Origin of the sequence: Bacterioplanes sanyensis (genome assembly GCF_002237535.1) — a bacterium.
Taxonomy (GTDB): domain Bacteria; phylum Pseudomonadota; class Gammaproteobacteria; order Pseudomonadales; family Oceanobacteraceae; genus Bacterioplanes; species Bacterioplanes sanyensis_A.
Window position 1 is genome coordinate 414,328 of record NZ_CP022530.1, and the last position, 25,901, is coordinate 440,228.

Sequence of the window (25,901 nt, forward strand, 5' to 3'; positions counted from 1 at the left end):
TTTATGGCCGCGACATAGGCTGTCATAATTTTGTAACCGGCGATTATGCAGATCCATACATAGCTAGCAACCGCTAGGCGCTTTATTTACAGAGAGCTCTCAAAATAAGAGCTCTGGCTGCCAGCCCACGGTTCTAAGCCTGCACAGCAATCTCCGATGCCTATATCAAGGCAATAACTCTAGGGTATGTATTCCCAGCGCTAATGCTCGGCCATCCGCCGATTCACCCGCTACGGAAGGATCGCGCACAGCGTCATAAGACAAGGTGATTTTAAGCGTACCGGCAGAGCGGTCGATGCCTTGCAGGGGCAGGCTCAGCGAGCAACAATCGCGCCCCCGCCCCGCGTTAGGAAAATCCCATTGCCCCATTGGCTGATCATTGATCGCGACCTTTACGACTTGCTGCTGCAATGATGGGCCGCTAAACAAACGAAACCCCAGTTTCAGCTGGCTAACCTTCATGGCAGAGCCGGCCAGCGGCAGCCAAATCACCGACGTTCGACCAATGCTCCACACCCCCAAGGTTCAGGCGCAGACCAGCCGGACGCCAGTAGCAAATTACCATTGCCTTGGCTACCAAAGTGCATGGTTCTCGTTAACGTCACCAAGCTGTCATTACGAGGGGCAATAGCACAGCCAGGCCGATGGCGCAGGTCATTGAGATGCTGTTGCCAAAATTCAGCACGATAAATATGCGGATGCATAGGCACCAGTTGAGCAGGATCAATTTGCGCAATCAGTTGTGCATCGCTTTGCTCACGGTAATCGCCATCACAGGCAAACTGCTGAGCGCGTTGCCAAGGGGCACTGCGATGGGCCATATCACTGGCCAAATGTGCATTGATAACATAGTTACTGCCAGCGCCGATAAAGATACTCAGCCCAACTAGCAGTTGCGCTAAACGCAATGACAACCAAGAGCGCAACACTATTGCCAGCACTGCCAGCACCAGCCCCACCAACAAATAAACAATACGGCTGTCCAAATAGCCACATACGCCATAGTCAAAGCACCATTGTTGCTGGCGCGCGACCAAGGCCACTGGCATCACGATGTAAAAACTCAGCAGCACAGCGGCCAATAACGTCGCCCCACTCATGCGTGCGCGCCAGCGCGGTAACAACGCCACACACCAAGCACCCAATAACGCCGCCACAGTGGCAAAAACACCCGCTTTTACCCACACCCAGGTCGACGCTTGCATCAATACTGCCGCATCAAAGCGGTACGGCGAAGTACCGGCATAGATATGCAACCAGGCTGTGTGCAATACCCGTAGCGGGTCTGCAAAGCCTGTCATGCTGTTGCCTGTGTACTGCGATGGAAAGGCTTGCCGATACAGAATGTAAGGCACCATCACCACTGCCACCAGCGCCATATCCGACAACAGCTTAGATAGCGGTAAAGATACGCCGAACTTACGGTGATAAGTTAACCCTGGATAGGCAGAAGCCAAATAACGCAGATGCTCTGCCAGTAATAGAGCCGACGCAAAAATCAGCGCAAAATCACCGCTCCACATACCGATAGCGGTTAACACATACGTCGTAAGACGCGCTGGCCAGCCAGCTTGTGGATTCACCAACAGCCACCAACGCGCGGCCAAAATCAGCAACATGGGCACGGTATTTTGCAGCGGATAAGCATTCGGCGGCATATGCTCATAGGCCAATGGGTGCAAGGCCACCAGCCACAGACATATCATTAATGCCACGCTGCGCTGGCCTTGCGCCAGCAAGCGCGCACAAAAGCCTGCAAACATCAGCCACACTGCCACATACAAAGCCAGCATGGCATAACGAGTAGCCGGCTCAGCGGCCCAATAAGCGCCTAAAGAATTTAATGGCGTCTGAATATAATGACTGAAACGGCCACTAAACTCGGCTGTGCGCTGAGCATCGGCGAGAATGGCCGCCCAGCCCTGTTGGTAGTTGGCTAAAAACGCAACGTCATCGGCTGTGGTACGAATACCGTGGCCAAACTGCTGAATCTGTAACGCCAATAACAGCAATAACACCAGGGCAGATAGCAGCCCACCCCAGTTTCTGCGCTGATCACTCACGACCGTCATCTTCGCTATGGTAAAAAACGCGAGATTATCATAATCGCTAGCAAGATCCTTGCTATCAGATCGCAAGATGCACCTGGAGGCAGCGAGCTCGCTGACAACGCAAGAACACCGATCAGTCAGCGCTCGCCATAACTGGCGAACGCTGCACACCATCGTTTATGCCCAATCCAGCGTTAAAGCGCTACTGTCTGTTGGGTCAGGCAAAGCCACCAGCTTAGCCGGCTCGACATGCACATCGTTAAGCGAATGCGTGCTGTGCTGTACAGGTGCTATAGAGGAATCAGCCAATGCAGCCAACAGATCATCGTCATTAGAACGGTCGAAAAATGATGGCCATTGCAACTCACTCTCATCGGCCATTTTATCCAGCGTTATTGCTCTTGCCAGACACACTGGGTCCGACGAGTAATAATCAAACTCATCATACTTTGACTGCAACTGCTCATGCACAGTCAACAGCTCACTGGCATACAAACGCTCAATATCGCTTTTGGCTGCAAACTGAAAATCGACCACCGCCTCAGCACGGTCCTCCTGTGCCGCAGCAGCCCAATACTGCAACCCCTGCGAGTCAATACTGTCATCACCTACGGCAATATACAATCGAGTGGCAAACTCGCTATTCAATACGTCTGACGACGTCGGTAAGTCTAAGCCAGCACGCTCCAATCCGCGTCCTGCGTAGCTGCTTTGCATTGCTGTATCCAGCTCTTCCTGGCTGGGCAAACGCTGTTCCATCAGCAAAAACGAGCGAATAATGTGCTGCTCATCAAGGCTAAAGGCATCCAAGCCGGTTTCGTAGGTGGGCGCATCGCCCGGCTGCAACGGCGTCGTCAGCTCACTGAGCGGCTCCCTGTATACCCAGTCAATATGGTTTTTATAATTCAACTGAAAATCTAACAGCGCTTGCAACGAATGCTCGCCTTGTGCCTGGTCATACCAATAAGGTAAATATTTCAGTGCCGAAAAAGGGCCTTCCATCGATGCATATAAGCTCAAGGCAAATGCTGCATCGCTTTGGCTATCACTGGCGACATCTAGCCCGGCTAATTCCAATCCCTTGGCCAAACTGTCTGCCTGCGTACTGGTGTCTAACTGTTGCTGACTTGGCAATATCCCATTCAGCATTAAAAAGGCGCGAATAACGTGCTGTTCATCGGCGGTAAATGCCTGCATGCCAGTGGCGTCTGCCGGCAAACTGTCTTTGGCTGCAGACTCCAGCTCATCATGAACAAAGCGCAGGATATCCCAATAGTCCCACTCAATCTCTGCCTGTGCTACGTACTGAAAATCCAACACCGCCTGATAGCGGTTTACTGCAGCCGTCGCCTGCCAATACTGCATTCCTAGCTCATCTGGCAATGGCAAGCCCAGTTGTTGATAGGTTTGCAGCACAGAGCCCCATTCAGTCACACCCAAAGCCTGCAACCCAGCGACTAGACTATCTTCAGCAGTCGCCGTTTGCAGCTCCTGCTGCGTTGGCAGACGTTGCTGTAGCACTAAAAAAGCACGAATAATGTGCTGCTCTTCCTGAGTAAAATGCCGAATTCCCATTAGATTTATTCCCTTTCTATGCATCAAAAACTGCAGGCATTATATCGAAGCACTACTGACAAATACTTGATTTACAAACAACTTTAATTAGCTCCAGATATGGTGCAAGTCTAAAACTGTTGTGAAAAAGCAAAGCAATTAAAATACAACATTAAAAAAAACCGGCCGAAGCCGGGTTCTTTTTTAGTTCAGTTATCTAACGATAACTTACACCAGGTTAGCAGTCGCCAGGGCTACAGACTCACCGAAGTCTACAGTACCCAACAGTACCGCTGAGGTGAACAAGCCATCGTTCGTGCCAGCAGCAGCTGCATCCGCGTAAACAGTGGTGGTTACTTCAAATACTTTGTAGTAACCATCGTTGTTGTTCGCTTCAACCATGATGATGTTCTTCATGTCGCTGCCAGTGTAGTTGTGGTTACCACCTACATCAGCGTTCAGCTCAGTCAGCGTGTTACGAGCGGTCGCAGAAGTACCGTCGATGTCAGCTGCGCCACCGAACTCAGCTGCAGCTACACCATTCAGTGCATTCAACAGAGCTGTTGTGGTCAGAGTGGCCAACGTTTCGTTCGCTGTGGCATCTTCGTCGAAGCTGATGATGTGAACTTCGTTTGCACTCAGATCACCATCGGCCGCAACGATGTTGTCGATCACAGACTTAGACAGCTCAGAAGTACTGCCGTCGTCAGTACGCTGGCTAGTCAGGTAAGCAGTGAAGTCCAGTTGGTCGATACCGTTACCGGTAGTGCCGAAGTTAACAACGGTGTTGTTACCGATGTTAGACGCTGTGAACACAACGATGTCGTTGTCAGACGCTGCCGCATCTGCCCCCACTGTAGAGCCCAGAACAACCACGTCATCGCCGCTGCCCAGATCCACAGTCACGTCAGACACGTTGGTGTTAACAGAACCGTCAACATCAGCCAAAGATGCGGCGCCACCGTTAGTAGTGGTCGCTGCAACAACGTTACCCGCAGTGAACGTACCTGTGTTCACAGACGCTACTACGCCTTGTGCTACGTCAGCAGCCGCGCTAGTAGCCTGAGTAATGGTCACAACGTTACCAGCAACAGACGCGGTGTAGTTGCCAACGGTTACGCCGTTGAACTGCGCCAGCAAGGTGCTTACAGCAACACCTGCGCCACCAGCTGTGGCAGTGAATACCTGACCATCAACAGTGATGGTTACGGTTTCAGTGTTGTTCAGAGTGTTAGCAGCTTCTGGAGTGAAGTCGAAAGTTTGAACCTCTCCAGATACTACAGAACGCTGACCCAATACCTCAGTACCGATGCCTGTGTAGAAAGCGTCGTTATAGGTTGGGTTGAACGAACCAGCAGCCAGCGTCGCAGTGTCCGCAGGAGTTGCAGCACCCCAGATATCCGCTGTGCTAATAGTAGAGTTAGCAGTAGCAGCTTGCATGGTGGTCACGTAAGTTGCACGCTCTGCAGTGGTCAGATCACCATAGGTTGGCATCGTGATATCGATGTTCAAGTCAGCGGCGTCGAACTCACCGTCAACCAGAGTGGTCACGATCAGCGTGTTGTCAGGACCATCGGTCGCTACCAAAAGCTTGCTCAGAACCGCATCGTCGTTGATGGCTTTTTTCAGCGCTTGGTTGACGTCGGTTTGGTTACCCAGCGCAGTGCCATTCGCCAGTTCGATGGTCACTGAAGACTCAATACCGTCGGCACCGGCTACCGCACCACCGGCACCACCCATCACACCACCACCGTTGGCGTCGTTGATCGCAGCAACACCAGCACCCGAGAAGGTAACAGTCAGGGTTGCGCCCAGCATCAGCTGGCTGCCCAGAGCCTTACCGTCGATGTTGTCCAGATCCGCAGCGCCTTCATGGTTGAACAACCACGTCGCTTTGTCACCCGTGTTGTCGGTGTAAACAGTGTCGTTGCCTGAACCAGCGTTGATGACAACATCACCTTCACCTTCAGTGGTGCTGTAAACGTCGTTACCAGAACCCAGATCAACGGTTACGTTGTTCAGGTCTTGCTGGTTTTCCAGCTCGATGGCGTCAGCGAAGTTCAGGTCCAGAACCACACGGTCGTTGCCTGCACCAACGTTAACTGCAACGGCAGCGTCTTCACGCTCAACGACTGCACCGTCAACTTCCAGCAACAGCAAGTCAGAGCCAGATGAAGTGTTGTAGGTGTAAGTAACGTTGTCGCCAGCAGCACCAGCTTGGTCGTCACGCAGGTTCAGGTCACGTGCGATGACGTCAGAGGTTACGTCCGCATCCAGCATGATGTCGCCAGCAAATGCAGCACCGTCGAAGTGACGTACGTCTACCAGACCAGCATTCGCGCTGTCTTCAACGTCGAAGCTGCCATTGTCTACTTGCTTACCCACTTTGAAGTAGCCGTCGCCCGTCAGGTCGATGGTTTCCAGGTAGTCGATGTCTGCACGCAGTGGGTTAGAACGCAGTTCAGTCAACCATACGCCGTCAGTGGCTTTAACGTTGAACAACTCAACACCACGGTCAGACTGAGATTGACCTGCCAAGTTCACAGAACCACCTTGAGACAGGTAACCAACGTTGTCCAGCTCCAGGTTGGTGCTGATCACGCCCAAAGTACCGCCGATCACGTCCAGGCTGTAGAACGCGTTGTAACCGTTACCCGTTTGGTTACCTGGAGTAGTACCAGAAGCCAGAGGGTTGGTCAGTTCGCCAGTCGCAGCAGTCAGCTCGATTGGACGGTAAACAACGTCTTCACCAGTTGGGTTGTTCGATGCGTCGCGCTGGTCAGTCGTGCCAGTCGCCTCCCCCAAAAAAGCACTGACATCGACAAATACATCGTCTATTTCATTCAATGCCACGATGCCGTCATTAATGGCATCTACCAGCTGTTGGTAGGAATTGGCGGTGCCAAGCTCGGCTATCACAACCGTCATGGTATCTAACGATTGCTCAGCCGCTTGTGCATCGTTACGAACGATCGCGTACTTATCACCGTTCAGACGGAAAGAGATCACGTCAGTACGAGAGTTAGTCAGCGTTTCTGCTTCGTTGTTAGCAACAGCAAAGTGGTCATAGATGTTGATGGTAGCGATAGAGCCATCACCAGTACCGCCAGTTGCGAAGAACAGTGGCGACATAAAGTAACCTTCGTACTCTTTAACAGAGCCCGCTTGGTTGCTCAGCTTGAAGGTGTAGTTAGAAGTCGCAACAGCGATGTCTTGGTCCAGCGCACCTTGACCAATGTTAAAGATGTAATGGTTATACGACTCTTTTTCAGACGCGCCAGTTTCTTTCTCTGCGTCAGTCAGAGATGCGCCGTTGTCAACAACGCCGCTGTCAGGATCGACAGACGTGTCGCTGTTTTGGTCATCATCATAGGGGGCTGCTGATGTGGTATTAAAATCAAATACCGTCGCTGCGTCCCCCCAAACTGGAGGGCAAACCACGGTACCATCACTGTCGTCAAAGTCAGTATTTTCAGACAGCAAACTATCGCCGATTTTTTCCAGTTCACTCGCAAACTGAACCTCAATATCCTGGCGTGCAGCATACTGAAAATCAATTAGTGCTTGGGCACGACTTTGTTGTGCCGCAGAAGCCCAGTATTGCAGCCCCAACGCATCGGGGTTGCTATTACCAACCGACGCGTACATAGCACGAGCAAAGTCAGTATTGCTTTGCGTTTGAGACTCTGGAATGTTTAGACCCGATGCTTCCAGACCGGAAGCTGGGTAGGACTTGGTGAACGCCAAATTCAGTTCCGATTGACTCGACAGGCGCCCTTCTTGCAATAGAAAAGCACAGACAATGTGCTGTTCGTTTAAACTGAAAGCGTTTAGTGACATATTCTTGAAGCCTTACAGGCAAGCAAACGCTCACCATATTAAATTTGGCCAAATAATAACGCCATAAATCAAGCAACATCTTTGATTTACGATTAGCTTTCACTATAAGCAAAAAAATCAGTCACTCACGCAACTGTGAAAAAACATCGAGTATTGCGCCACTAAAAAACACAGCACTAACGAGTAATCACTAAAATCAGTTATCGTCACGCTAAAGAAGCGACGAATTGTTTACAACTAGACTCAGCCTCAATGACTAAAAAGCCAACAAACATTCAATAAAAAACCGGGCAAAGCCCGGTTTCTTTAGAACGACAAATTACCATCGTCGTCATCGCCGAACAGTGCGTCCAGATCAACCTCAGCATCTTGCACCGAAGGCTGCGAAGACAGATTGCGTAAATCGTGCAGTTTTAGCAGCCCATGAATTCGATGTTCAGAAATCAATTGAGCATACGCCAAAGACAAAGCCCCACTGCGCGTCAGTGCACCCAGCGTTTCATCACTTAATGCACGCAGCTTAGACTCAGACACATGATATATGCCTTGCAGAGCATGCTCAGCATCGTCTTTGCATTTCAGTTCAATGGCCCAAGGCACCAACACGCCTGCGTCATTCAGCTCGTCGACAAGTTTATTGGTGTTGCGTTGTGCGTCCTGCAGTTGCTGCAAAAACTGCATCACCGTTTTCAAATAGTCACTAGGCTCACCCGCCGCATTAAACAACGGTTTATCACCATCCAAACTGTCAGCGTGAAATGCTGATGACGCTTCATCAATGCAAACGGCTTGACGGTTGCTGCCTTCATCAATGGCTAGTTGAAATGGATGGGCGCGATACCAAGCAGGGCGATAGCCGCCAATCCAGCGACCATTCAGGTGAACATAAACGTTGCTGCCGGGTGTTAATGATTGCAATGCGGATAACTGTAAGCCTTCATCCTGCCAGCGCGGTACAAATACCAGCGGCATGGTCGGCACCACATAACTTAATTCTTGTGCCGTCACTGGTACAACAGCCTGCTTAGCGGCAAAGTCAAAATCGCTAACGGAAACCCCCGCTTCACGATGACGACTTTTACTGATCGCGGTGTACTGACTCATATTATTTCCTAATTTTATCGATTCATTACTGCGGTTCAGCTTCGCGCACCAGCAATACAGGGTATTCAGACAAGACGCTGTTCGAGTTGCTCACCGCACCCAACGCAAAGTTAATGCCCCGCTTAGTCTCCGAACCAGGGGTCGCACTGCTGCTCCAATAGGTCCGCTGCTCAACGGCTGGAAACACCACCGTTTTAATCGCCGGGCTTTGAGCACTGGCACCACATGATTGGGTCAATGTATCGCTGCCAATCAGTTCAGCACTGACATGGCGGTCACTGCAATAAATTAAAGTGGCCAGCTCTTCTGCCGTTGGTAGGCGAAAACCTGTCTCTAATACATGGGTTTGGCTAAAGCCATTGGCATTTTCCCAGCTCAACAACTCTGCTTGACCATCACACTGGCTGGTGGCGTTGCTCCAGCTCATGCCTTTCGGGCAACGTTGCCACGCGAGTTGAGTTTGCACATCAAGAATAATGCTGGCGTCTTCTCCTAACGGCTGATAACGCACATCGATCGGCTCACCGTTGGCCGCCGGCAGCGGTGGAATGCCCTCATCACTCGACGATCCAGAGCCGCCACAAGCAGCCAATAACAAGGTTGAAACAAGCGCAATTTTCTTCATTCCGTTCTCCTTTTTCGATGTCGCCGACTATACCGACCACATTGAACAGGGCCAATATTTTCACGGAATCCAGGCCAGTATTTACATAAACGACAGACAAAAAAAACCCGGCCGAAGCCGGGTCTTTTTTTAGCTCAGTTATCTAGCGATAACTTACACCAGGTTGGCAGTCGCCAGGCCAGTCACAGACTCACCGAAGTCGACAGTACCCAACAGTACTGCAGATGAGTACAGACCGTTGTTAGCACCTGCAGTTGCTGCATCCGCATACACGGTTGAGGTTACTTCAAATACTTTGTAGTAACCGTCGTTGGCTTCATTTTCAACCATGATGATGTTCTTAGTCGCATCACCAATGAAGTCGAAGCCAGCAGTAGAGTTGGCATCAGTAATCAACACATCACGTGCGTTGATTGCCGTAGAAGAAGCACTGTCAATGTCTCCTGCGCCATCACCGAACTCTGCACCTGCCACACCGTTCAGTGCGTTCAACAGAGCCGTTGTGGTTAAGGTAGCCAGAGTTTCGTTGTCTGCTGCACTTTCTGTGAAAGTGATAATCTGCACTTCGTTGAAGGCCAGAGTAGCATCAGCAGCAACGATGTTGTTGAACACAGACTTAGACGCTTCAGAGGTACTGCCTTCAACAGTCACCTGGTTAGTCAGGTAAGCAGTGAAGTCCAGCTGGTCGATGCCGTTACCAGTAGTGCCGAAGTTAACAATGGTGTTGTTGCCAATGTTAGAGCCAGTGAACACAACGGTGTCGTTATCAGACGCTGCTGCATCTGCACCTACGGTAGAGCCCAGAACAACGACGTCGTCGCCAGTACCCAGATCAACCGTTACGTCAGACACGTTGGTGTTGGCAGAGCCATCTTTATCAACCAGAGCCGCTGCACTGTAGGCAACTGCATCGTCAGTGATGGTTGGAGCCATTGCGGTACCTGCACCACCGTTGTCGTGAGTTACACCACCCGCTGCGAATGACAATTGAGCGTAGTCACCGATAGCAGGGAAAGTAACAGTCACAATACCCGCACCGTCATCGGTTGCGGCTAGGGTGGTAGTAGCTGGCGCAAACTGAGTAGCATTGGCGCCATTCAGAGCAGTTGCAACCTTAGTAGCAACAGTCGCAGCGTTATCACCAGCCAGTACAGCAACGTTAATGCCACCGATCACCATGGTGCCTGCACCGTCAATCACACCAGCAGCCATCGCTGCAGCAAAGTTGATGGTTTGTTGCTCAGCTTGTGCACCGCCGGTTTGACCCAGAACCTCAGTAGCAACGCCAGTGTAGTAAGCGTCGTCAAAAGTCGGTGCAAAAGCAGCTTCCAGCGTATCAGTATCAGCTGGAGTTGCTTGACCCCACACTTGCAAGTTACCCAGAGACGAGTTGTTGCTCGCTGCTTGAATGCTGCTCAGGTAAGTAGTGCGCTGTGCAGAGTTCAGATCGCCATAGGTTGGCATCGCGATATCGATGTTCAAGTCGGTAGCGTCGAACTCACCGTCAACCAAAGTGGTCACGATCAGCGTGTTGTCAGGACCATCGGTCGCTACCAACAGCTTGCTCAGAACCGCATCATCGTTGATGGCTTTTTTCAGCGCTTGGTTGATGTCTGTTTGGTTACCGTACGCAGTGCCGTTAGCCAGCTCGATGGTCACTGCAGACTCGATACCGTCTACACCGGCTACCGCGCCACCAGCGCCACCCATCACACCACCACCGTTGGCGTCGTTGATCGCAGCCACACCAGCACCCGAGAAGGTAACAGTCAGGGTTGCGCCCAGCATCAGCTGGTTGCTCAGTGCTTTACCGTCGATGTTATTCAGGTCGGCAGCGCCTTCATGGTTGAACAACCACGTCGCTTTGTCACCCGTGTTGTCGGTGTAAACAGTGTCGTTGCCTGAACCAGCGTTGATGACAACGTTACCTTCACCTTCAGTGGTGCTGTAAACGTCGTTACCAGAACCCAGTTCAACGGTTACGTTGTTCAGGTCTTGCTGGTTTTCCAGCTCGATGGCGTCAGCGAAGTTCAGGTCCAGAACCACACGGTCGTTGCCTGCACCAACGTTAACGGCTACGGCAGCGTCTTCACGCTCAACGACTGCACCGTCAACTTCCAGCAACAGCAAGTCAGAGCCAGATGAAGTGTTGTAGGTGTAAGTGACGTTGTCGCCAGCAGCACCAGCTTGGTCGTCACGCAGGTTCAGGTCACGTGCGATGACGTCAGAGGTTACGTCCGCATCCAGCATGATGTCGCCAGCAAATGCAGCACCGTCGAAGTGACGTACGTCTACCAGACCAGCATTCGCGCTGTCTTCAACGTCGAAGCTGCCGTTGTCTACTTGCTTACCCACTTTGAAGTAGCCGTCGCCCGTCAGGTCGATGGTTTCCAGGTAGTCGATGTCTGCACGCAGTGGGTTAGAACGCAGTTCAGTCAACCATACGCCGTCAGTGGCTTTAACGTTGAACAACTCAACACCACGGTCAGACTGAGATTGACCTGCCAGGTTCACAGAACCACCTTGAGACAGGTAACCAACGTTGTCCAGCTCCAGGTTGGTGCTGATCACGCCCAAAGTACCGCCGATCACGTCCAGGCTGTAGAACGCGTTGTAACCGTTACCCGTTTGGTTACCTGGAGTAGTACCAGAAGCCAGAGGGTTGGTCAGCTCGCCCTGAGCAGCAGTCAGCTCGATTGGACGGTAAACCACGCTTTCGCCAGTTGGGTTGTTCGATGCATCGCGCTGGTCGGTAGTACCAGTAGAAGCACCCAAAGATGCTGTAACATTAACCGTTACGCCATCACGTGCATTCAATGCAGTGATACCGTCGTTGATTGCATCAACCAGCTCTTGGTAGGTGTTCGCAGTACCCAGGTCAGCAATAACAACCGTTTCGGTGTCTGCAGATTGATCAGCTTGCTGTGCTTCGTTACGAACGATGGCGTATTTCTCACCGTTCAGACGGAAAGAGATCACGTCAGTACGAGAGTTAGTCAGCGTTTCTGCTTCGTTGTTGGCCACGGCGAAGTGGTCATAGATGTTGATGGTAGCGATAGAGCCATCACCAGTACCGCCTGTTGCGAAGAACAGTGGCGACATGAAGTAACCTTCGTACTCTTTAACAGAGCCCGCTTGATTGCTCAGCTTGAAGGTGTAGTTAGAGGTAGCTACAGACTTGTCTTGGTCCAAAGCATCTTTACCAATGTTAAAGATGTAGTGGTTGTAAGACTCTTTGATTGAAGCTTGCTCTTCTTTTTCTGCGTCAGTCAGAGGCGCACCAGTGTCGGTTTTGCCGCTGTCTGGATCAACAGAAGTGTCGCCGTCTTGGTTGTCATCGTACGGGTTCGCAGTGGTAGTGTTGAACACGTAAGTGGTAACAGTATCAACTGGATCAGTAGGATCTACGTCAGTACCGCTATCGAAATCCGTATTGGTAGGAACCAATGTCGCGTCGATAGCAGCCAGCTCGGTTGCGAAAGTAGTTTCGATATCGCCTTGAGTCGCGAACTGGAAGTCGATCAGCGCTTGAGCACGGTTCTGCTGCGCAGCTGCTGCCCAGTATTGCAGACCCAGAGTATCAGGGTTGTCTTGACCAACCGCAGCGTACATAGCCAGTGCAAAATCAGTATTGCTCTGTGCTTGTGATGCTGGGATGTTCAGGCCAGACGCTTCCAGACCAGAAGCGGCGCTTGACTTGGTGAATGCCAAGTTAAGCTCTGATTGTGTTGGCAAACGACCTTCCTGAAGCAGGAAAGCGCGGATGATGTGTTGTTCATTAGAACTGAACTGACTTAAAGCCATCTGTCTTTCTCCATTAGCTTTGCTAATAAATTGATCAATTTATTACACGCAGAGATCGTGGCCAAACCACTTCATGCATGATGATCTGTCCAAAAACTCTGCGGTAAGTGCAGGGTTCCTACTGCAACGCAGCGAATTCTAGGCACAAGCTATGAGGGTTGTAAAGAAATCCTTACTTCACAACAATCTCACTCCCCGGGCTCTGCCGGCGAGGGTTTACCGGGGACTGTGCTCACCTGGAAACAATCCCTGCGGATGAACAAAGGTGTCAAAAAGTCACCCTACCCAGAATCGGCCTCGACAATGCCACCAGCAGTAAAGCACGTCAACCGGTAAACTGCGCCCAACCCTGCTCTGCCTCAAGCTCTGTGAGACATTGCACAAACGGACGCGCACACGCCTCCCAATCGTAAAGACTTTCTGTAGTCGCGCGTGCGCTCTGGGCTAGCGCGAGCTTTTTATCCGCCTCCAATTGCAGGAAAGCCGGTATTTTGCGCAAAAAATCGCCAATGTCAGCAATGATTAAATCTTGTTTATCGTTAAATTTCAGGCCACGTAAACCAAACTCCGTGCTGATCACATTTAAGCCAGCCGCAGTGTAATCCAGCATTTTTAAATTCGTCCCGGAGCCACTTAACATTGGATTAAGCGCCAGCGTGGCCGTCGCTAACACTTGCAAGCGCATAGGCTCAGATACCATTCCCAGCCGCCGAACATTACTTGGAACTGACAAAAAATCTGGGTGATCGCACACACTGCCCATTAACCAGAACTCATATTCGGGTAATTGCTTTGCCAGCTCTATGACTTGATGGGCGGCTTCGACGTTGGGTAAATGGCGACTGCCCATAAACAAGATGACGTCGACTTTGATGCCCAACGCCGCCAGGGTTTGATAGCGCTGTGTTAATGGCGTGAACGGGATCGCGCTGCAGTCCGTTCCGTTGGGCACCTCGATCATGGCACCCGATATTTGGTACAGCTGCTGAAAACGCTGCGCATCTTCCTGAGCGCAGACTAGGGTCGCGCGGCTATCTTGTAAGCAGTCTTTTTCTAATCGTGCAATGCGCCGCAGTAACCGCCGACCGTTTTCTGAATGCTGCAAAGCCGATGACTTGACGTCGTATTCCACATCTTGTGCTTCGTATACGAGCGGGCCAGCCCATACCGCGCGTATCGCGCGATGCAAATAGGGGTGACTGACGATCGCCAGCGACGCATTGCTGCACACGCGCTGCAAAGTGTGCATAAAACTCAGGTTGGCGCAGGTAGTAACCTCCGCCAAAACGTCGCTGATTTCTGCTCCGGTGGCATTGTAAATACCACCACTGATGCGATGCTGCGTATCGGTATATCGACGCACTATTTGCCGAAAGTTCGGCGCTAACCACTGGTCACTGTCTTCATCACCGAGAGCTACCAGGGTTACCGGGCAGTGTTTTGCCACCTCCCGATATAGATGAAAAAGGCGCGACTGCCCTCCACCTTGTACTGGCCACGCAGGTAAAGTAGCTGTCACCACTATGTGGCGACGACATAGATGAGAACGCCGCTGCCCGCTCAGCATGACTTCGCTGCGCGCCAGTAGCTGATTGACCGCGGCATGCCAGTTTATTTCTTGTGCTTTTTGATAACCTGCCTGCCCCATATTCTGCACAGGCACTGGATCATCCAACCATTGCTGCATGACTGTTGCTATAGCACTGGGGGACGGTTGGCAAATGTTGCCAGTAACGCCGTTTTCCACTAGCTCGGTGACTCCGCCTGCATCACTCGTCGTCAGCACAGCTTTGGCTGCGTGCATCGCTTCCAAAGTAATCAGACCGTAGTCTTCGTCATCCGGCACAAAAGGAACGAACATCGCATCGCTGTAATATGCCTGTAACTCAGCATCACTAACATGCCCCAGCCATTCAATTCGGGGATCATTACGCGTGGCGGCTTTCAAGTGCTCGGTTTGTGGGCCAGTGCCAGCAATTTTAAATGGCACATCAGTTGAGACTTGTTGATAAGCATCTATTAGCCAGTCAATACGCTTGGGCTTGTCCAAGCGACTGGCAGTAAACACATACTGGTGCTTGCCAGGCGTCGGTTGCTTGCCGCTGATCGGCGGATGAATAATGCTTACTGGTTCACCCGAGGGGAAATACTGCTGCCGCGCAGCCACCGTCGCTGAAATGGCAGCGTAGTGCTTGATCGCACCGGGGCGTTGGGCAATGGCATCGAGTTGATGGACCACCGCACGTGTCAAAGGCCCCGGGAAGGCAAAGAGTTGCGGAAAGCGATCGAGCCCAAGTTCACACAAGCTAAAGAGATCGGCCAACAAGGCTCGCTCAGGCCGTGCTGACAGCAAGGTTTTCAACGGTTGCAACACCGCTGGCAATTCAGGCAACGCGGTGGGCAGTCCGGTACGAGAGTAGGTATCGTATACCCCGCGGAGTTTATGCAGCATGTAGCAAACATGGTGCGGGTGATCGATCATCCAAGCAGGGTATTTACCACTGATCACCACGTCAAAATGACGCAAATCGAGCTCGCTGAAACGACGGTAGCTACTCAGTAGCTCACTAAAGTTGCGCTCCGGCGACGGCAGATTTAAACACTCTACGCTGTGCGAGGTATGCTCTTTGATCGCTTGCTGCAGCCCTTGCCATAAGTTTTCTGCCCCTCCCGGAGTGTAGGGAACCGGGCTTGGTGCAAGTAAAGCAATGGTTAAACTCATTCTACATCCTGCAACAAGGTATCCACGACGGTGTGCCAGCTCAAATTAAAAGCGTGGTACTTTTCTAAACCAGCCTGCCCCATGCGTTCGCTGCGCTGACGATCGAACCACAGCTCATCCAGCGCCGCGGCTATGGATTGCGGCTCGGGCTCAGTGATCAGCCCAGTCACCTGATGCTCAACAAATTCCAGCGGACCACCGGAATCACGACAGGTCACAACGGGTTTGCCTGCCAACATAGCTTCAAGCGTGATGTAACCCAAGTCTTCATCACGCGGACCGTAGAATACTGCCAAAGCGTGTTTATATGCCGAGATTTTTAGCTCGTCGCTGATTCGCCCCAGAAATACAATACGCTCCTGCAAGCCCAATTCTTTAACTCGCTGCTGGCAGTGGGTTAATTGCCCACCGTCACCAGCGATCAGAATTCGCATCGGAGACGTTAAGTATTGCGCCGCTTCAATTAATAGCCATTGCCGCTTTAGCGTCTCGATACGACTGGGGAAAAAAACATAATCCCAAGCGTCACCTTGCTGATAATGCTGAGCCAGTGCTGGCGGATGGTACAGTGGCTGGGAATCAATGCCTGAGTATTCTTGCAAGCGACGGGACACATTGCCGGCAATGGTGTAGCAACGTTTCACTGACGATAAATGCTGCTGATCAAAGGCACGAATTTGTTGCGCCAGCGCCTGCTGCTCAGCCGGAGCATCGGCCTCTAACAAATCGTAGGCAGCGCGATGCTGGTGCATCAACCACACTCGGTGGTTGGGGTGTTGGCAACCGTACAAAGGAAACTGCAACGAGATCATGCGATCCACTGCTTGGCCATTGGGCTGCGTTAAGTCCAAGCCGGCACAATAATTCATGCCCCGCTCGATGCTGCTCGCTGGCGAAAACTGAAAAGGCAGCCGCAATAGCTCTACCTGGTGTCCGGCCGCTCGGCAGGCATCCACCAGACCTTGCGTGAGCAAATCCGCACCACCGGCAATAAACGGCACCTGATTGGCAGCAATGAGAACGTTCACGCTATTAGCCTAGGGGCTTGCGGGCGACGATAGCAAAATCTTGCGGGCCACAGAAATGGCCATTAACACGGGCGCTCACGTCGTCATCACCCGCCACATGGGATTCCACCGGATACGGGTTGAGACGCGGCATGGCCACCACTTCGAAACCTTGATATTCGGTGGTGAAGTGCAGCAAGGTCGGTGTAATGGGGTTGCGATGCGTCGGGTCATGGTAAAACGTATGCGTTGCCACCATCATATTTTCTGGATTCGGCGTTTCCATAATTAGCAAGCCACCGGGCGCCAGCAGTCGGTAAGCTTCACCCATCAACTGCAGCAATACTTCAAACGGCAAGTGCTCGGCCAAATGAAACGCACTGACCACCGAATAAGTGTCGTCACCCTGCGCATGACACCAAGCGAGCAGATCTTCCCCACTAACGGGAATATTCAACTCTTCACAGTGGGCTCGCATCAGCGGGTTCGAGTCTACGCCTTCAACACGAAAGTTATGCTCACGCAGCAGCTCCAACCACTCACCACGACCGCACCCCAGATCCACCACGCGAGAGCTGCCATCTGCATTCGCCTGCGGCAGGTATTGCATGTAGTTATCTAAATGCACCCGCAGAACATCACGGCCAGCGCGATGTTTGTTTTCAAACGCCATATAGAAAGCATCCATACGAGCTGAAGACTGGTAAGCAGGAGCATCTTGCTGCGGCACAGTCCCAACCTTCGACAGTGCGTCTTCAAGCACACGGATCCGTTGCTCCATTAGCCGCACTCTTGCGACACTGCCCCAACCGTGGGTACTGACTTGCTCCAGCATGGTAAACATCGCATCTCGAATACCACTCATACCACTTAAGGCCAGGTTAATTTCATCGGCTTTTAAAGCCTGACTGCGGCGATGGTATTGCTCATAAAGGTGTCGATAGTGTTGCTGACGACGCAACTCTGCTCGCTTGGGGAACCATTTAGCCCAACGCCATGGCGGCGGATTATGAAACTCGTCCAGCCCATGGACGACGACCTGTTTAATGGTCGCTTCTTCAGTTGCCATCAGGGCTTCAATAATACGGACCTTATCCTGACAAGCGCGCAGTTCTAGCGTCCATGCCTGTAACCCGCTGGCATCAGGCTCACGATGCAACAGTGCGCGGAACGCATTACGCACGAACTCTTCGTCGTCATACTTGAACAGCTCTTCCAACGCATAGCTGTTACGCATTGGTAGTTTCAGTTCACTGGTTATCTCCGGATCCAACGCCACGGGTCTGGGCTTATCTCGCTCCAGAATACCGAGATTGAGCTTTTGTGACTCCAACAGCAGCTTATCCAGCAATTCCTGGGTGGTAATTGTGTCGCTCATGCGTCAGCCTCTTCCGATGTTGAGTCAATGGTGTGCAGTTTTGTTGTCAACGCTACGACGCCGGCAAACGGCGGTACGCGAGAACCTGCAATTTCAAATCCGATGTAATTATCGATCCAGTGATAACAATGCTCGAGATGGTGTTGTTCACTGTGCAGCGCTAGGGTGACGGTGTATTTACCCACCGCCAAGTTCATTGGCAAAGCAAACTCTAGCTTCCGCTGCTGCCCGGGAAGGAGCTCAAACTCGTGCTTAAGATAATGACTATTGGTGCCGTATATATCCTGGCCAAAGCGATCACGAATCATGAAGCCAAGCGACAATGCCTGCGTAGGTTCGTGTCCCTTTAAGGTCACCTGAATACGCGCCTGCTCACCGGTTGCCAGTGACTTTGCAGGCCCACTCTCTCCTAAGATGCACGCGTCCAAAATTTCCGCCTCGCGAGTGCCAAATTCGTGGCGCTGCCCTTGCTCAGCAAGATCTTCGGCATCACCATCTAAGCGCGCCATGATGCGGTTGTATGTGTTCACCGCACCTTCTGTGTCTCCGTCAAAGACGATGTGGCCATCATCCAGCACCAGCGCTCGATCGCATATTTGCTTAATGGCGTTCAGATCATGGGAGACGAAAATGATTGATCCACCCTGATCGCGAAACTCGCGTATGCGCTTCATGCATTTTTGCTGAAAGTGACCGTCACCGACGGATAACGCTTCGTCGACTAAAAAGCAGGCCGGGTTGGCATGAATGGCAATAGCGAATCCTAAGCGCATCATCATGCCAGACGAATAGGTACGCAGTGGCTCATCGATGAAACGCCCTAATTCAGCAAACTCGATGATTTCCGCTTCTTGCCTTCGAATTTCATCGGCGCTCATGCCAATGAGCAGGCCGTTATTGAGAATGTTTGCCCGCCCGGATAACGCTCCATCAAAACCGGTACCCAGCTCTAATAACCCAGTCACCCGCCCTTGCATGTGCACTTGGCCAGAATCCGGCAGCAAGACACCACTTAATATTTTCAACAGAGTCGACTTGCCGGCTCCATTTTGACCGATGATACCCAGCGTCTGCCCTTTGGGTAGCGCGAAGCTAATGCCTTGAAGGGCCTCATAGCGGCGGTGATATGGACGACGTAGCAGGATTTCTTTCAATCGGTCAGACGGCTTTTGATAGAGTCTGAAGCCTTTGTGTAGATCGGCAATCTGAAACATTAAATAAAGTCCCTGATGTCGCGCTCAAGCCGGCGGCCAACCATCACAGTGCACCCCAGCAACAGGGCTGTGACCGCTGCGATCATCAGCAGTGGCAACGCATCAGGTGCCTGCCCTTCGACAATCACCCTACGAAACGCGCTGATCAGGTGAAACATGGGATTGACGTCAAACAGCCAGTGCCATGAGACATCGATCATGTCAGCAACGTAGACAATGGGGGTTGCCCAAAAAGCGATCTGCATTACCAAGCCAACCAGCTCACGCGTATCGCGGATAAAAACGTTCAGGATGGCACTGGCCAAACCCACGGTAAATGCCACCAACATCACCAAAGCAAACAGCAATGGCAACCATAACCACTGCCAAGAGATAGGAAAGCCCACCGCTAACAAGAAGATGGCAAAAAAACTCATCCCAATCGCATACAACACGCTTTCTGACACGGGAATGTATAGAGGAAGACCCATCAACGACAACTGGACCTTACTGATCAATCCAGCCTTTTCCTGATACACACCTGCGCAGCGATTGATGGTATTGGCAAAGGCCAACCAAGGTAACAGCCCAGCGATCAAATATATGCTGTAGCTGTACTCACTGGCGGGCCCCATGCCCATGGAATGCAGCTTCATTCCCATAATTTTGGAGAAGACCAAACTGAATATCAGGATTTGCGACAGAGGTAGCAGTAACGTCCAAAGAGCACCTAGGCTGGAGCCAGCGTGACGATCCACCAGGTCCTGGCGAGTGAACTGCAGTAGCAGCGAGCGATTCATGACAGTTGCGTCTTCTTGGGCTGGCTATAAAATGGCAGCGAATTCTACCATACCCCCCTGCCTTGAAAAGGACACCTGATGAGAACCTTGTATATTGACTGCAGCTCGCTGATCGAACATGTCGAGCTCAACACAGGCATTCAGCGTGTAGTCAGACAAGCCGTTCGTCATCTGCAGACTATCGCGCCGGAGCATGGCTACAAAGCGCAACCTGTCGTGATTAGCCACGGTCGTTTTCTGGCTATTACCGAAGATCAGCTGTACCCCAGCTCCAAAGCACCTGTGTATGAAGTTGTAGAGGAAGAAGAGCTAGCATCAGAGCCAGCTTGCCAAGAAAGCGAAAATGGTCTGCAGCAGTACGCCGCTGCTCCCGAAGGAATAAAGCGCAGAACGCTAGCCTATTTCTATGGCGTGTACAATGGCCTGCAAGCTTTACTATTGGGCTTGGCGGGTAATACAGATGCTGCCCGAAACTTCATTTTTGCACCGAGACAGCGCTTTGGGCTCAATTGGTTGGTATACAATAGCTTGGTTGCTCCGGTGAAAGCAGTGAATTCACTGCTGACTCGCCCACAGAAACAAGCCATTGCCGCAGCCCCAGCGTCACAAAATAACGACTCCCAGGAAAGTGACGACACGACAGAACCCTGCATCGAACCCGATACAAAAGAATCCAACAGTCACACCCCGTTTAACTTGGTTAATGAGGGAGACATATTGTTACTGCTGGATTCCAGCTGGCACAACAATATTTGGCCCAGTGTTGAAGCCATTCGAGACCATGGCGCCAAAGTGGTGGCCGTTATCTATGACCTCATCCCCATCACCCATCCACAGTTCTGTGACGCCCAACTGGTAAAAGTGTTTAACAGCTGGTTTAAGGATTCCATTGGCATGGTGGATGGCTTCGTCGCCATCTCAGATACCGTTCGACAGGACGTTGCTAACTTCTTAGAGCAGCAAAAACCCGGAGCGTTTAAGCCACAGCAGTTCGATTACTTTTGGCTGGGGGCTGATTTCAAACACACAAATAGCGATGACGAGATTCGCGGTGCGATTCCACAGCACATGATGGAGCGTCCGACGTACTTGATCGTATCGACCATTGAGCCACGCAAGAACCACGCGACCGTGCTCAACGCTTTTGAGAAATTGTGGCAGCAAGGGCAAGAGGTCAACCTAGCCTTCGTTGGCAAGCCTGGCTGGAAAGTTGAAAAGCTGTTGACCCGTATTCGCCGCCACCCAGAAAACGGTAAGAAACTCTTCCACTGGCAAAACCTTAGCGATGCCGAGCTGCAATACTGCTACGAAAATGCCCGCATGTTGATCTTCCCATCCTTCGCCGAAGGCTTTGGGCTACCAATCATCGAAAGCTTGGGCCATGGCTTACCGGTAATTGCCAGCGATATCCCGATTCATCGCGAAGTCGGTGGTGAGCGTGTTGCCTATTTCCCAGTAAAAGATGAGCAAGCCTTGTGCGAGCTGGTTGCCGGCTTTGAAGACAATGGCATTCCCGATGCGCTGCGTGTACCAGACGATTTCCAATGGTTAAATTGGCAGCAAGCGACCCAGCAGCTGATGGATAAGGTGGAAATGCTGGCCAAATAAGGCCAGCTGTCGGAAGCCCCGAACAATTCGCCCAGCAGCTAGACCTGAACCTTACACGAAAGGCGGCTAGGCGTTATTTGATGCCACTCGCTGACGCCAATCCTGCAGCACATCGCTAACGATGTGTCGCAACTCGAAGCGTGGCTGCCAACCGGTCAACTCACGTAAACGCGCTGCATCACCAGCGGCAAGAGGGATATCACTAGCCCGCAGACGAGAGGGATCGGTTTCCACGGTCACCTCTACCTTTGCCTGCTGCAGCAGCGTATCCAATACCTGCTGTACCGGTGTCGCCGAGCCACTGGCGATATTCACCGCTTCGCCACTGCACAACTGTGAGTCTGGCGCCAACAACTCAGCAGCCAAGGAGACATAGGCAGCAACCACATCACGCACGTGCATAAAATCACGTGCCGCCTGTAAGTTGCCTATTTTCAAGCCAGCCAATTTACCTGCTTCTATTTGCGCAATTTGCGCCGCAAAGTCGGGCAAGACAAAGCCCAGCGCCTGGCCCGGCCCACTGTGATTAAACGGACGCGCTCGTACAACACGTACAGCAGAGGTTGCTGCCAGGGTTCCAGCCGCCAGATCTGCCGCCGCTTTGCTGGCGGCATACGGATTCAACGGCTGCAATGCTATCTGCTCATTGAGCGGCTGCCCCAAACGAAAGCTGCCACCGTAAACATCAGACGAGCTAACGTACAGCAATCCGCAGGCGGGTAGAGATGCCAACGCGTTAAAGACATTCAAACTGCCCTGCAGATTCACACGCCAGGTTAAGTCCGCATGACTAAAGCTCAGTCCGACATTAGCCTGGGCCGCCAAATGAATGGTGAGATCCGGTTTGATCTGACTGATGCATTGCATCACTGCGTGTGAATCGAGAATATCTAACTGATGCCAACGACAATCGGCGTTGGCGGCTGGCAATTCAGCCGCCAGACAGGTCGCCTCCAGTTGCGCCTGTGGCCAGCGCTGTCTCAGCGCTGGCAGCAGATACTGACCGACAAAGCCGGAAGCCCCGGTAATTAGAATAACCGGCGACATATCAGTGCTCCCTATTAACGGCCAGACAAGCGATCAAAATCAGCCTGGTACATTTCTTCGATCATTTGCTCCAAGCTAGTTTCGGCTTCCCAGCCCAGTTTAGCTTTGGCTTTATCAGCATTACCCAGCAAGATTTCCACTTCCGCAGGGCGGAAGAAAGCCGGATCAATCACCAAGTGCTCGTCCATATTCAATTCAGCCGCTTCAAAGGCGATACGACACATATCACGCACCGTTGTGGTACGGCCGGTAGCAATAACGTAATCGTCCGCCTCATCCTGCTGCAACATCAGCCACATGGCTTTGACATAGTCACGCGCATGGCCCCAGTCGCGCTTAGCGTCGATATTGCCCAAGCGCAGCTCTTTTTCCAAGCCGAGCTTGATGCGAGCAACACCATCGGTGACTTTGCGCGTCACAAATTCAAGGCCACGTAACGGCGATTCATGATTGAACAGGATGCCGCTACAAGCATACATATCAAAGCTTTCGCGGTAGTTGACCGTCATCCAGTGGGCGTACAACTTGGCCACAGCATAAGGAGAACGCGGATAAAACGGCGTGCTTTCACTTTGCATTGGCTCCTGGATCAGACCGTACATCTCTGATGTGGAGGCTTGATAGAAACGTGCTTCCGGCTTAACGATACGGATCGCTTCCAGTACATTGGCAGCGCCGATGCCAGTCGATTGGCCAGTCAACAGCGGCTGATCCCACGAGGTTTTAACAAACGACTGCGCGCCCAGGTTGTAGACTTCATCCGGAGAAGCATGCTGAACCGCACGAATGACACTGGACAAGTCAGTCAAGTCGCCGTCGATCAGTTCAACGTCTTTCTCAATTCCGAGCCATTCAAGGCGAGCCAGGCTGGTATCGGTGGCGCTGCGACGAGGCGCCAGACCTACTACGCGATACCCCTTAGAAAGTAGAAGCTGAGCCAAGTAGGCTCCGTCCTGGCCGGTGATACCAGTAATCAAGGCGCTTTTCATTGTCATAGTTCTTCGTAATCTAGTTAGTCAAAAGGCCAGAGGCCAGAGTCAAAGCGCGCTAGAATAGCAAATTTAGTGTGCAGGGACAGTAAACTCAGTGCACAACTGAGTGAAATCCAGTCAAACGCAACGCTGGCAATAGCTAGATGAAGACCGATCGCGTAGCCCTACACAAAGTCACAGTGCGAATACTTCAGCACAATGCAAATGCCAAGCGGAAACTGGCTAGGTATCGAACAATCTGTATAATCTGTGCCCTCATTTATTCACCCAAACTAGGTATTCGACTGACATGGATACAAAAAAATGGCCTGACTTAGAAACCTTTACTCTGGATGATACGGAGTACAAGCTGGCGTCAGTTTCAGAGAAAGCCCAAGATTTGGCCAAGCAAGCGGCGATCACCAGTGATTTCATTCGCAAACTGGAAACCCGCCTGGCCATTGCAAAGACAGCTCAGGCGCGCTACCTCAGCCACCTGAAAGTAGAAATTGAGAAATAAAGACCTATAGCCTTAATCATTGGGAAGTATTTATCATGGCAGAAACAAAGAAAGCGGCACCAAAGAAGACAACCACTAGCCGCGCCAAGTCTAAAAGCAAAGCTGCAGAGAAAGTCACCATCGACGGTGTAAGCTACGCCTTGAACGAACTGAGCGACGCAGCTAAAACTCAGCTGAGCAATGTCCAGGCGACAGATCGTCATATCCAAGAGCTGGAAGCAGAGTTGGCGATCGCACACACTGCTCGGGCAGCCTATGCCGATAACCTAAAGATCACTTTGGGTAAAACGGTTACCCCAGAAACCGATACCAAGCATTGATGCAAATGAGGTAGGCTCTCGCCTACCTCATTCATTTCACGGCTTCAACTGCCGCTGCGCGCACTCCACTGCTGAACGGATTGCAAGTTCAACTTGCCACTCAGACTCAACAGGCTGGCGTATTTTTTGTTGCTCTCGTAAATCGCGTTAACTAACTCCTGCTCAACGCGTGAACGGCGCTGCTGCGCATCCAGCAACTCTTTTAACCGACGCACTCCCGCATTAAAGCCTTCTTGTGCAGCATTTTCTGCCGCCCGACTCGACGCTAAAGACTGAAATAAGGCGTTAATATTGTCGTGAAAGCCTTCAAGCTCACTGGTTAACTGCTCCACCTCGGTTTTCACCTGCCGACGGGCATAATCCAGCATGCTTAGAGCACGCGCTTCGCGCAGTGCGGCGCCCCGCGCTCTGGCACTGACGCCGCCACCGGAATAAAGCGGAATACGCAATTGCAACTCAACTTTCGACTCTTCACGAAGCGTGGTGGTATCAGTGTCGTTATCACTGTAGCGGCCGTAAAGATACAGCTCCGGGTAATGACCGGCCGACTCGTGCGAGCTGCCTGCTTCAGCTAAGGCAACCTCAGCTTCAGCCTTACGAATTTTTGGCGAGTATTCCAAGGCAGCCTGCAACCAGTTTTGCTGCAGCAGGGCTGGAATATCTTTCCAATAACTCTCATCCAGAGCGACCACTGCATCAACGGCCTGACCCGTCAACTGTGACAGTGCTTGCAAGGCCACCCGGTGGCTATTATTCACTTCCACCAAGCGGGCTTTAATCTGATCCACCTCTGCCCTAGCGTCGAGAACTTCAGCCAGACTGGTTAAACCACGTCCTAGCATCTCCTCCACCTGCTGCAAACGATATAAATGGCTCTCTTTTTCTGCGCTCAAAATATTTTTTAGACGCTGGGTGCGAACCACATCGATATAGGTGTTAATAACCTCAACAGCGGTATCGTTTTCCACGCCTTTGACTTCTTCACCCGCCAACTCAGCGGCACGCTTAGCTCGGCTAATGGCGGTAAAGCTTTTATGAGAATAGATGACTTGATTTAGCGTCACATCGTAGCGCTCATAGTTATCACTATTTCGCTCCTCAGTATTGCTAAAAACCTGATATGTTTTGGCACTACCTAGGGCAGCTGTGGCCTCTAGTTTGGGCTTAATACCAGACCAAGCTTCACTAACACCCTCACGCTCGGCCTGGGCACGAGCTCTCTCGCCTTGCAATCGAGCATTATAATCCAGTGTCGCACGATAGGCCTCTGATAAGGTCATTTGCGCCTGAACCAATGGAGAAGCCAGAACGACTGAGAGCAAAAAGCAGGGAATAGATCGACAAATAGACTTCATAC

Annotated in this window: 18 protein-coding genes; 3 read left to right on the plus strand and 15 right to left on the minus strand. The window is 51.7% G+C overall.

Features of this window, described 5'->3' with window-relative positions; all coding sequences use genetic code 11:
* Positions 1–165 precede the first annotated feature (165 nt).
* From CHH28_RS01905 to CHH28_RS01960, 12 genes are all read right to left on the minus strand, one after another.
* A complete protein-coding gene (locus CHH28_RS01905) occupies positions 166–492 on the minus strand; it encodes a hypothetical protein (protein ID WP_094058719.1) in 327 nt (108 codons plus the stop codon).
* Positions 489–2,063 (minus strand): hypothetical protein, encoded by a 1,575-nt coding sequence (locus CHH28_RS01910; RefSeq protein ID WP_157729726.1) that lies wholly within the window; start codon positions 2,061–2,063, stop codon positions 489–491. The genes CHH28_RS01905 and CHH28_RS01910 overlap by 4 nt, the downstream gene beginning before the upstream one ends.
* A 165-nt stretch (positions 2,064–2,228) precedes the next feature.
* On the minus strand, positions 2,229–3,626 hold the full coding sequence (locus CHH28_RS01915; protein ID WP_094058721.1) for a hypothetical protein: 1,398 nt from the start codon (positions 3,624–3,626) through the stop codon (positions 2,229–2,231).
* 207 nt (positions 3,627–3,833) lie between these two features.
* Positions 3,834–7,445: a beta strand repeat-containing protein gene (locus CHH28_RS01920; RefSeq protein ID WP_094058722.1), complete on the minus strand. Its 3,612-nt coding sequence runs from the start codon at positions 7,443–7,445 to the stop codon at positions 3,834–3,836.
* A 306-nt stretch (positions 7,446–7,751) separates the two neighbouring features.
* The gene (locus CHH28_RS01925) at positions 7,752–8,549 is read right to left on the minus strand and encodes a SapC family protein (protein ID WP_094058723.1); all 798 of its coding nucleotides are present in this window, start codon (positions 8,547–8,549) and stop codon (positions 7,752–7,754) included.
* 25 nt (positions 8,550–8,574) lie between these two features.
* Positions 8,575–9,174 carry a DUF1566 domain-containing protein gene (locus tag CHH28_RS01930; protein WP_094058724.1) on the minus strand — a complete coding sequence of 200 codons (600 nt, stop codon included), beginning with the start codon at positions 9,172–9,174 and terminating at the stop codon, positions 8,575–8,577.
* A gap of 153 nt (positions 9,175–9,327) precedes the next feature.
* Positions 9,328–12,978 (minus strand): beta strand repeat-containing protein, encoded by a 3,651-nt coding sequence (locus CHH28_RS01935; RefSeq protein WP_094058725.1) that lies wholly within the window; start codon positions 12,976–12,978, stop codon positions 9,328–9,330.
* A gap of 325 nt (positions 12,979–13,303) precedes the next feature.
* Positions 13,304–15,700 (minus strand): glycosyltransferase family 4 protein, encoded by a 2,397-nt coding sequence (locus CHH28_RS01940; protein WP_094058726.1) that lies wholly within the window; start codon positions 15,698–15,700, stop codon positions 13,304–13,306.
* Complete coding sequence (locus CHH28_RS01945; RefSeq protein WP_094058727.1) at positions 15,697–16,728, minus strand: glycosyltransferase family 4 protein; 1,032 nt, start codon at positions 16,726–16,728, stop codon at positions 15,697–15,699. The genes CHH28_RS01940 and CHH28_RS01945 overlap by 4 nt, the downstream gene beginning before the upstream one ends.
* Before the next feature lie 4 nt (positions 16,729–16,732).
* Entirely contained in the window at positions 16,733–18,085 is a 1,353-nt protein-coding gene (locus tag CHH28_RS01950) for a methyltransferase domain-containing protein (RefSeq protein ID WP_094058728.1), read from the minus strand.
* Positions 18,082–19,299, minus strand: a complete 1,218-nt coding sequence (locus CHH28_RS01955) for an ABC transporter ATP-binding protein (protein WP_094058729.1) — start codon at positions 19,297–19,299, stop codon at positions 18,082–18,084. The genes CHH28_RS01950 and CHH28_RS01955 overlap by 4 nt, the downstream gene beginning before the upstream one ends.
* Positions 19,299–20,078, minus strand: coding sequence for an ABC transporter permease (locus tag CHH28_RS01960; RefSeq protein WP_094058730.1), 780 nt, complete (start codon positions 20,076–20,078; stop codon positions 19,299–19,301). Before CHH28_RS01960 ends, CHH28_RS01955 begins: the two co-directional genes overlap by 1 nt.
* A gap of 78 nt (positions 20,079–20,156) precedes the next feature.
* Between CHH28_RS01960 and CHH28_RS01965 the strand changes: the two genes are divergently transcribed.
* A complete protein-coding gene (locus CHH28_RS01965) occupies positions 20,157–21,686 on the plus strand; it encodes a glycosyltransferase family 4 protein (protein ID WP_094058731.1) in 1,530 nt (509 codons plus the stop codon).
* 66 nt (positions 21,687–21,752) lie between these two features.
* On the opposite strand, the gene CHH28_RS01970 is transcribed toward CHH28_RS01965, so the two are convergent.
* Both CHH28_RS01970 and CHH28_RS01975 read right to left on the minus strand, forming a co-directional pair.
* The gene (locus CHH28_RS01970; RefSeq protein WP_094058732.1) at positions 21,753–22,733 is read right to left on the minus strand and encodes a GDP-mannose 4,6-dehydratase; all 981 of its coding nucleotides are present in this window, start codon (positions 22,731–22,733) and stop codon (positions 21,753–21,755) included.
* 14 nt (positions 22,734–22,747) lie between these two features.
* Complete coding sequence (locus tag CHH28_RS01975) at positions 22,748–23,722, minus strand: GDP-mannose 4,6-dehydratase (protein ID WP_094058733.1); 975 nt, start codon at positions 23,720–23,722, stop codon at positions 22,748–22,750.
* A gap of 292 nt (positions 23,723–24,014) precedes the next feature.
* On the opposite strand from CHH28_RS01975, the gene CHH28_RS01980 reads away from it, so the two are divergent.
* Positions 24,015–24,224 (plus strand): hypothetical protein, encoded by a 210-nt coding sequence (locus CHH28_RS01980; protein WP_094058734.1) that lies wholly within the window; start codon positions 24,015–24,017, stop codon positions 24,222–24,224.
* A 35-nt stretch (positions 24,225–24,259) separates the two neighbouring features.
* Positions 24,260–24,544, plus strand: a complete 285-nt coding sequence (locus CHH28_RS01985; protein WP_199243978.1) for a DUF6447 family protein — start codon at positions 24,260–24,262, stop codon at positions 24,542–24,544.
* Positions 24,545–24,588: 44 nt separating this feature from the next.
* Here the strand turns inward: CHH28_RS01985 and CHH28_RS01990 are convergent, their stop codons facing one another.
* A complete protein-coding gene (locus CHH28_RS01990) occupies positions 24,589–25,899 on the minus strand; it encodes a TolC family protein (protein ID WP_094058735.1) in 1,311 nt (436 codons plus the stop codon).
* Between the last annotated feature and the right edge of the window lie 2 nt (positions 25,900–25,901).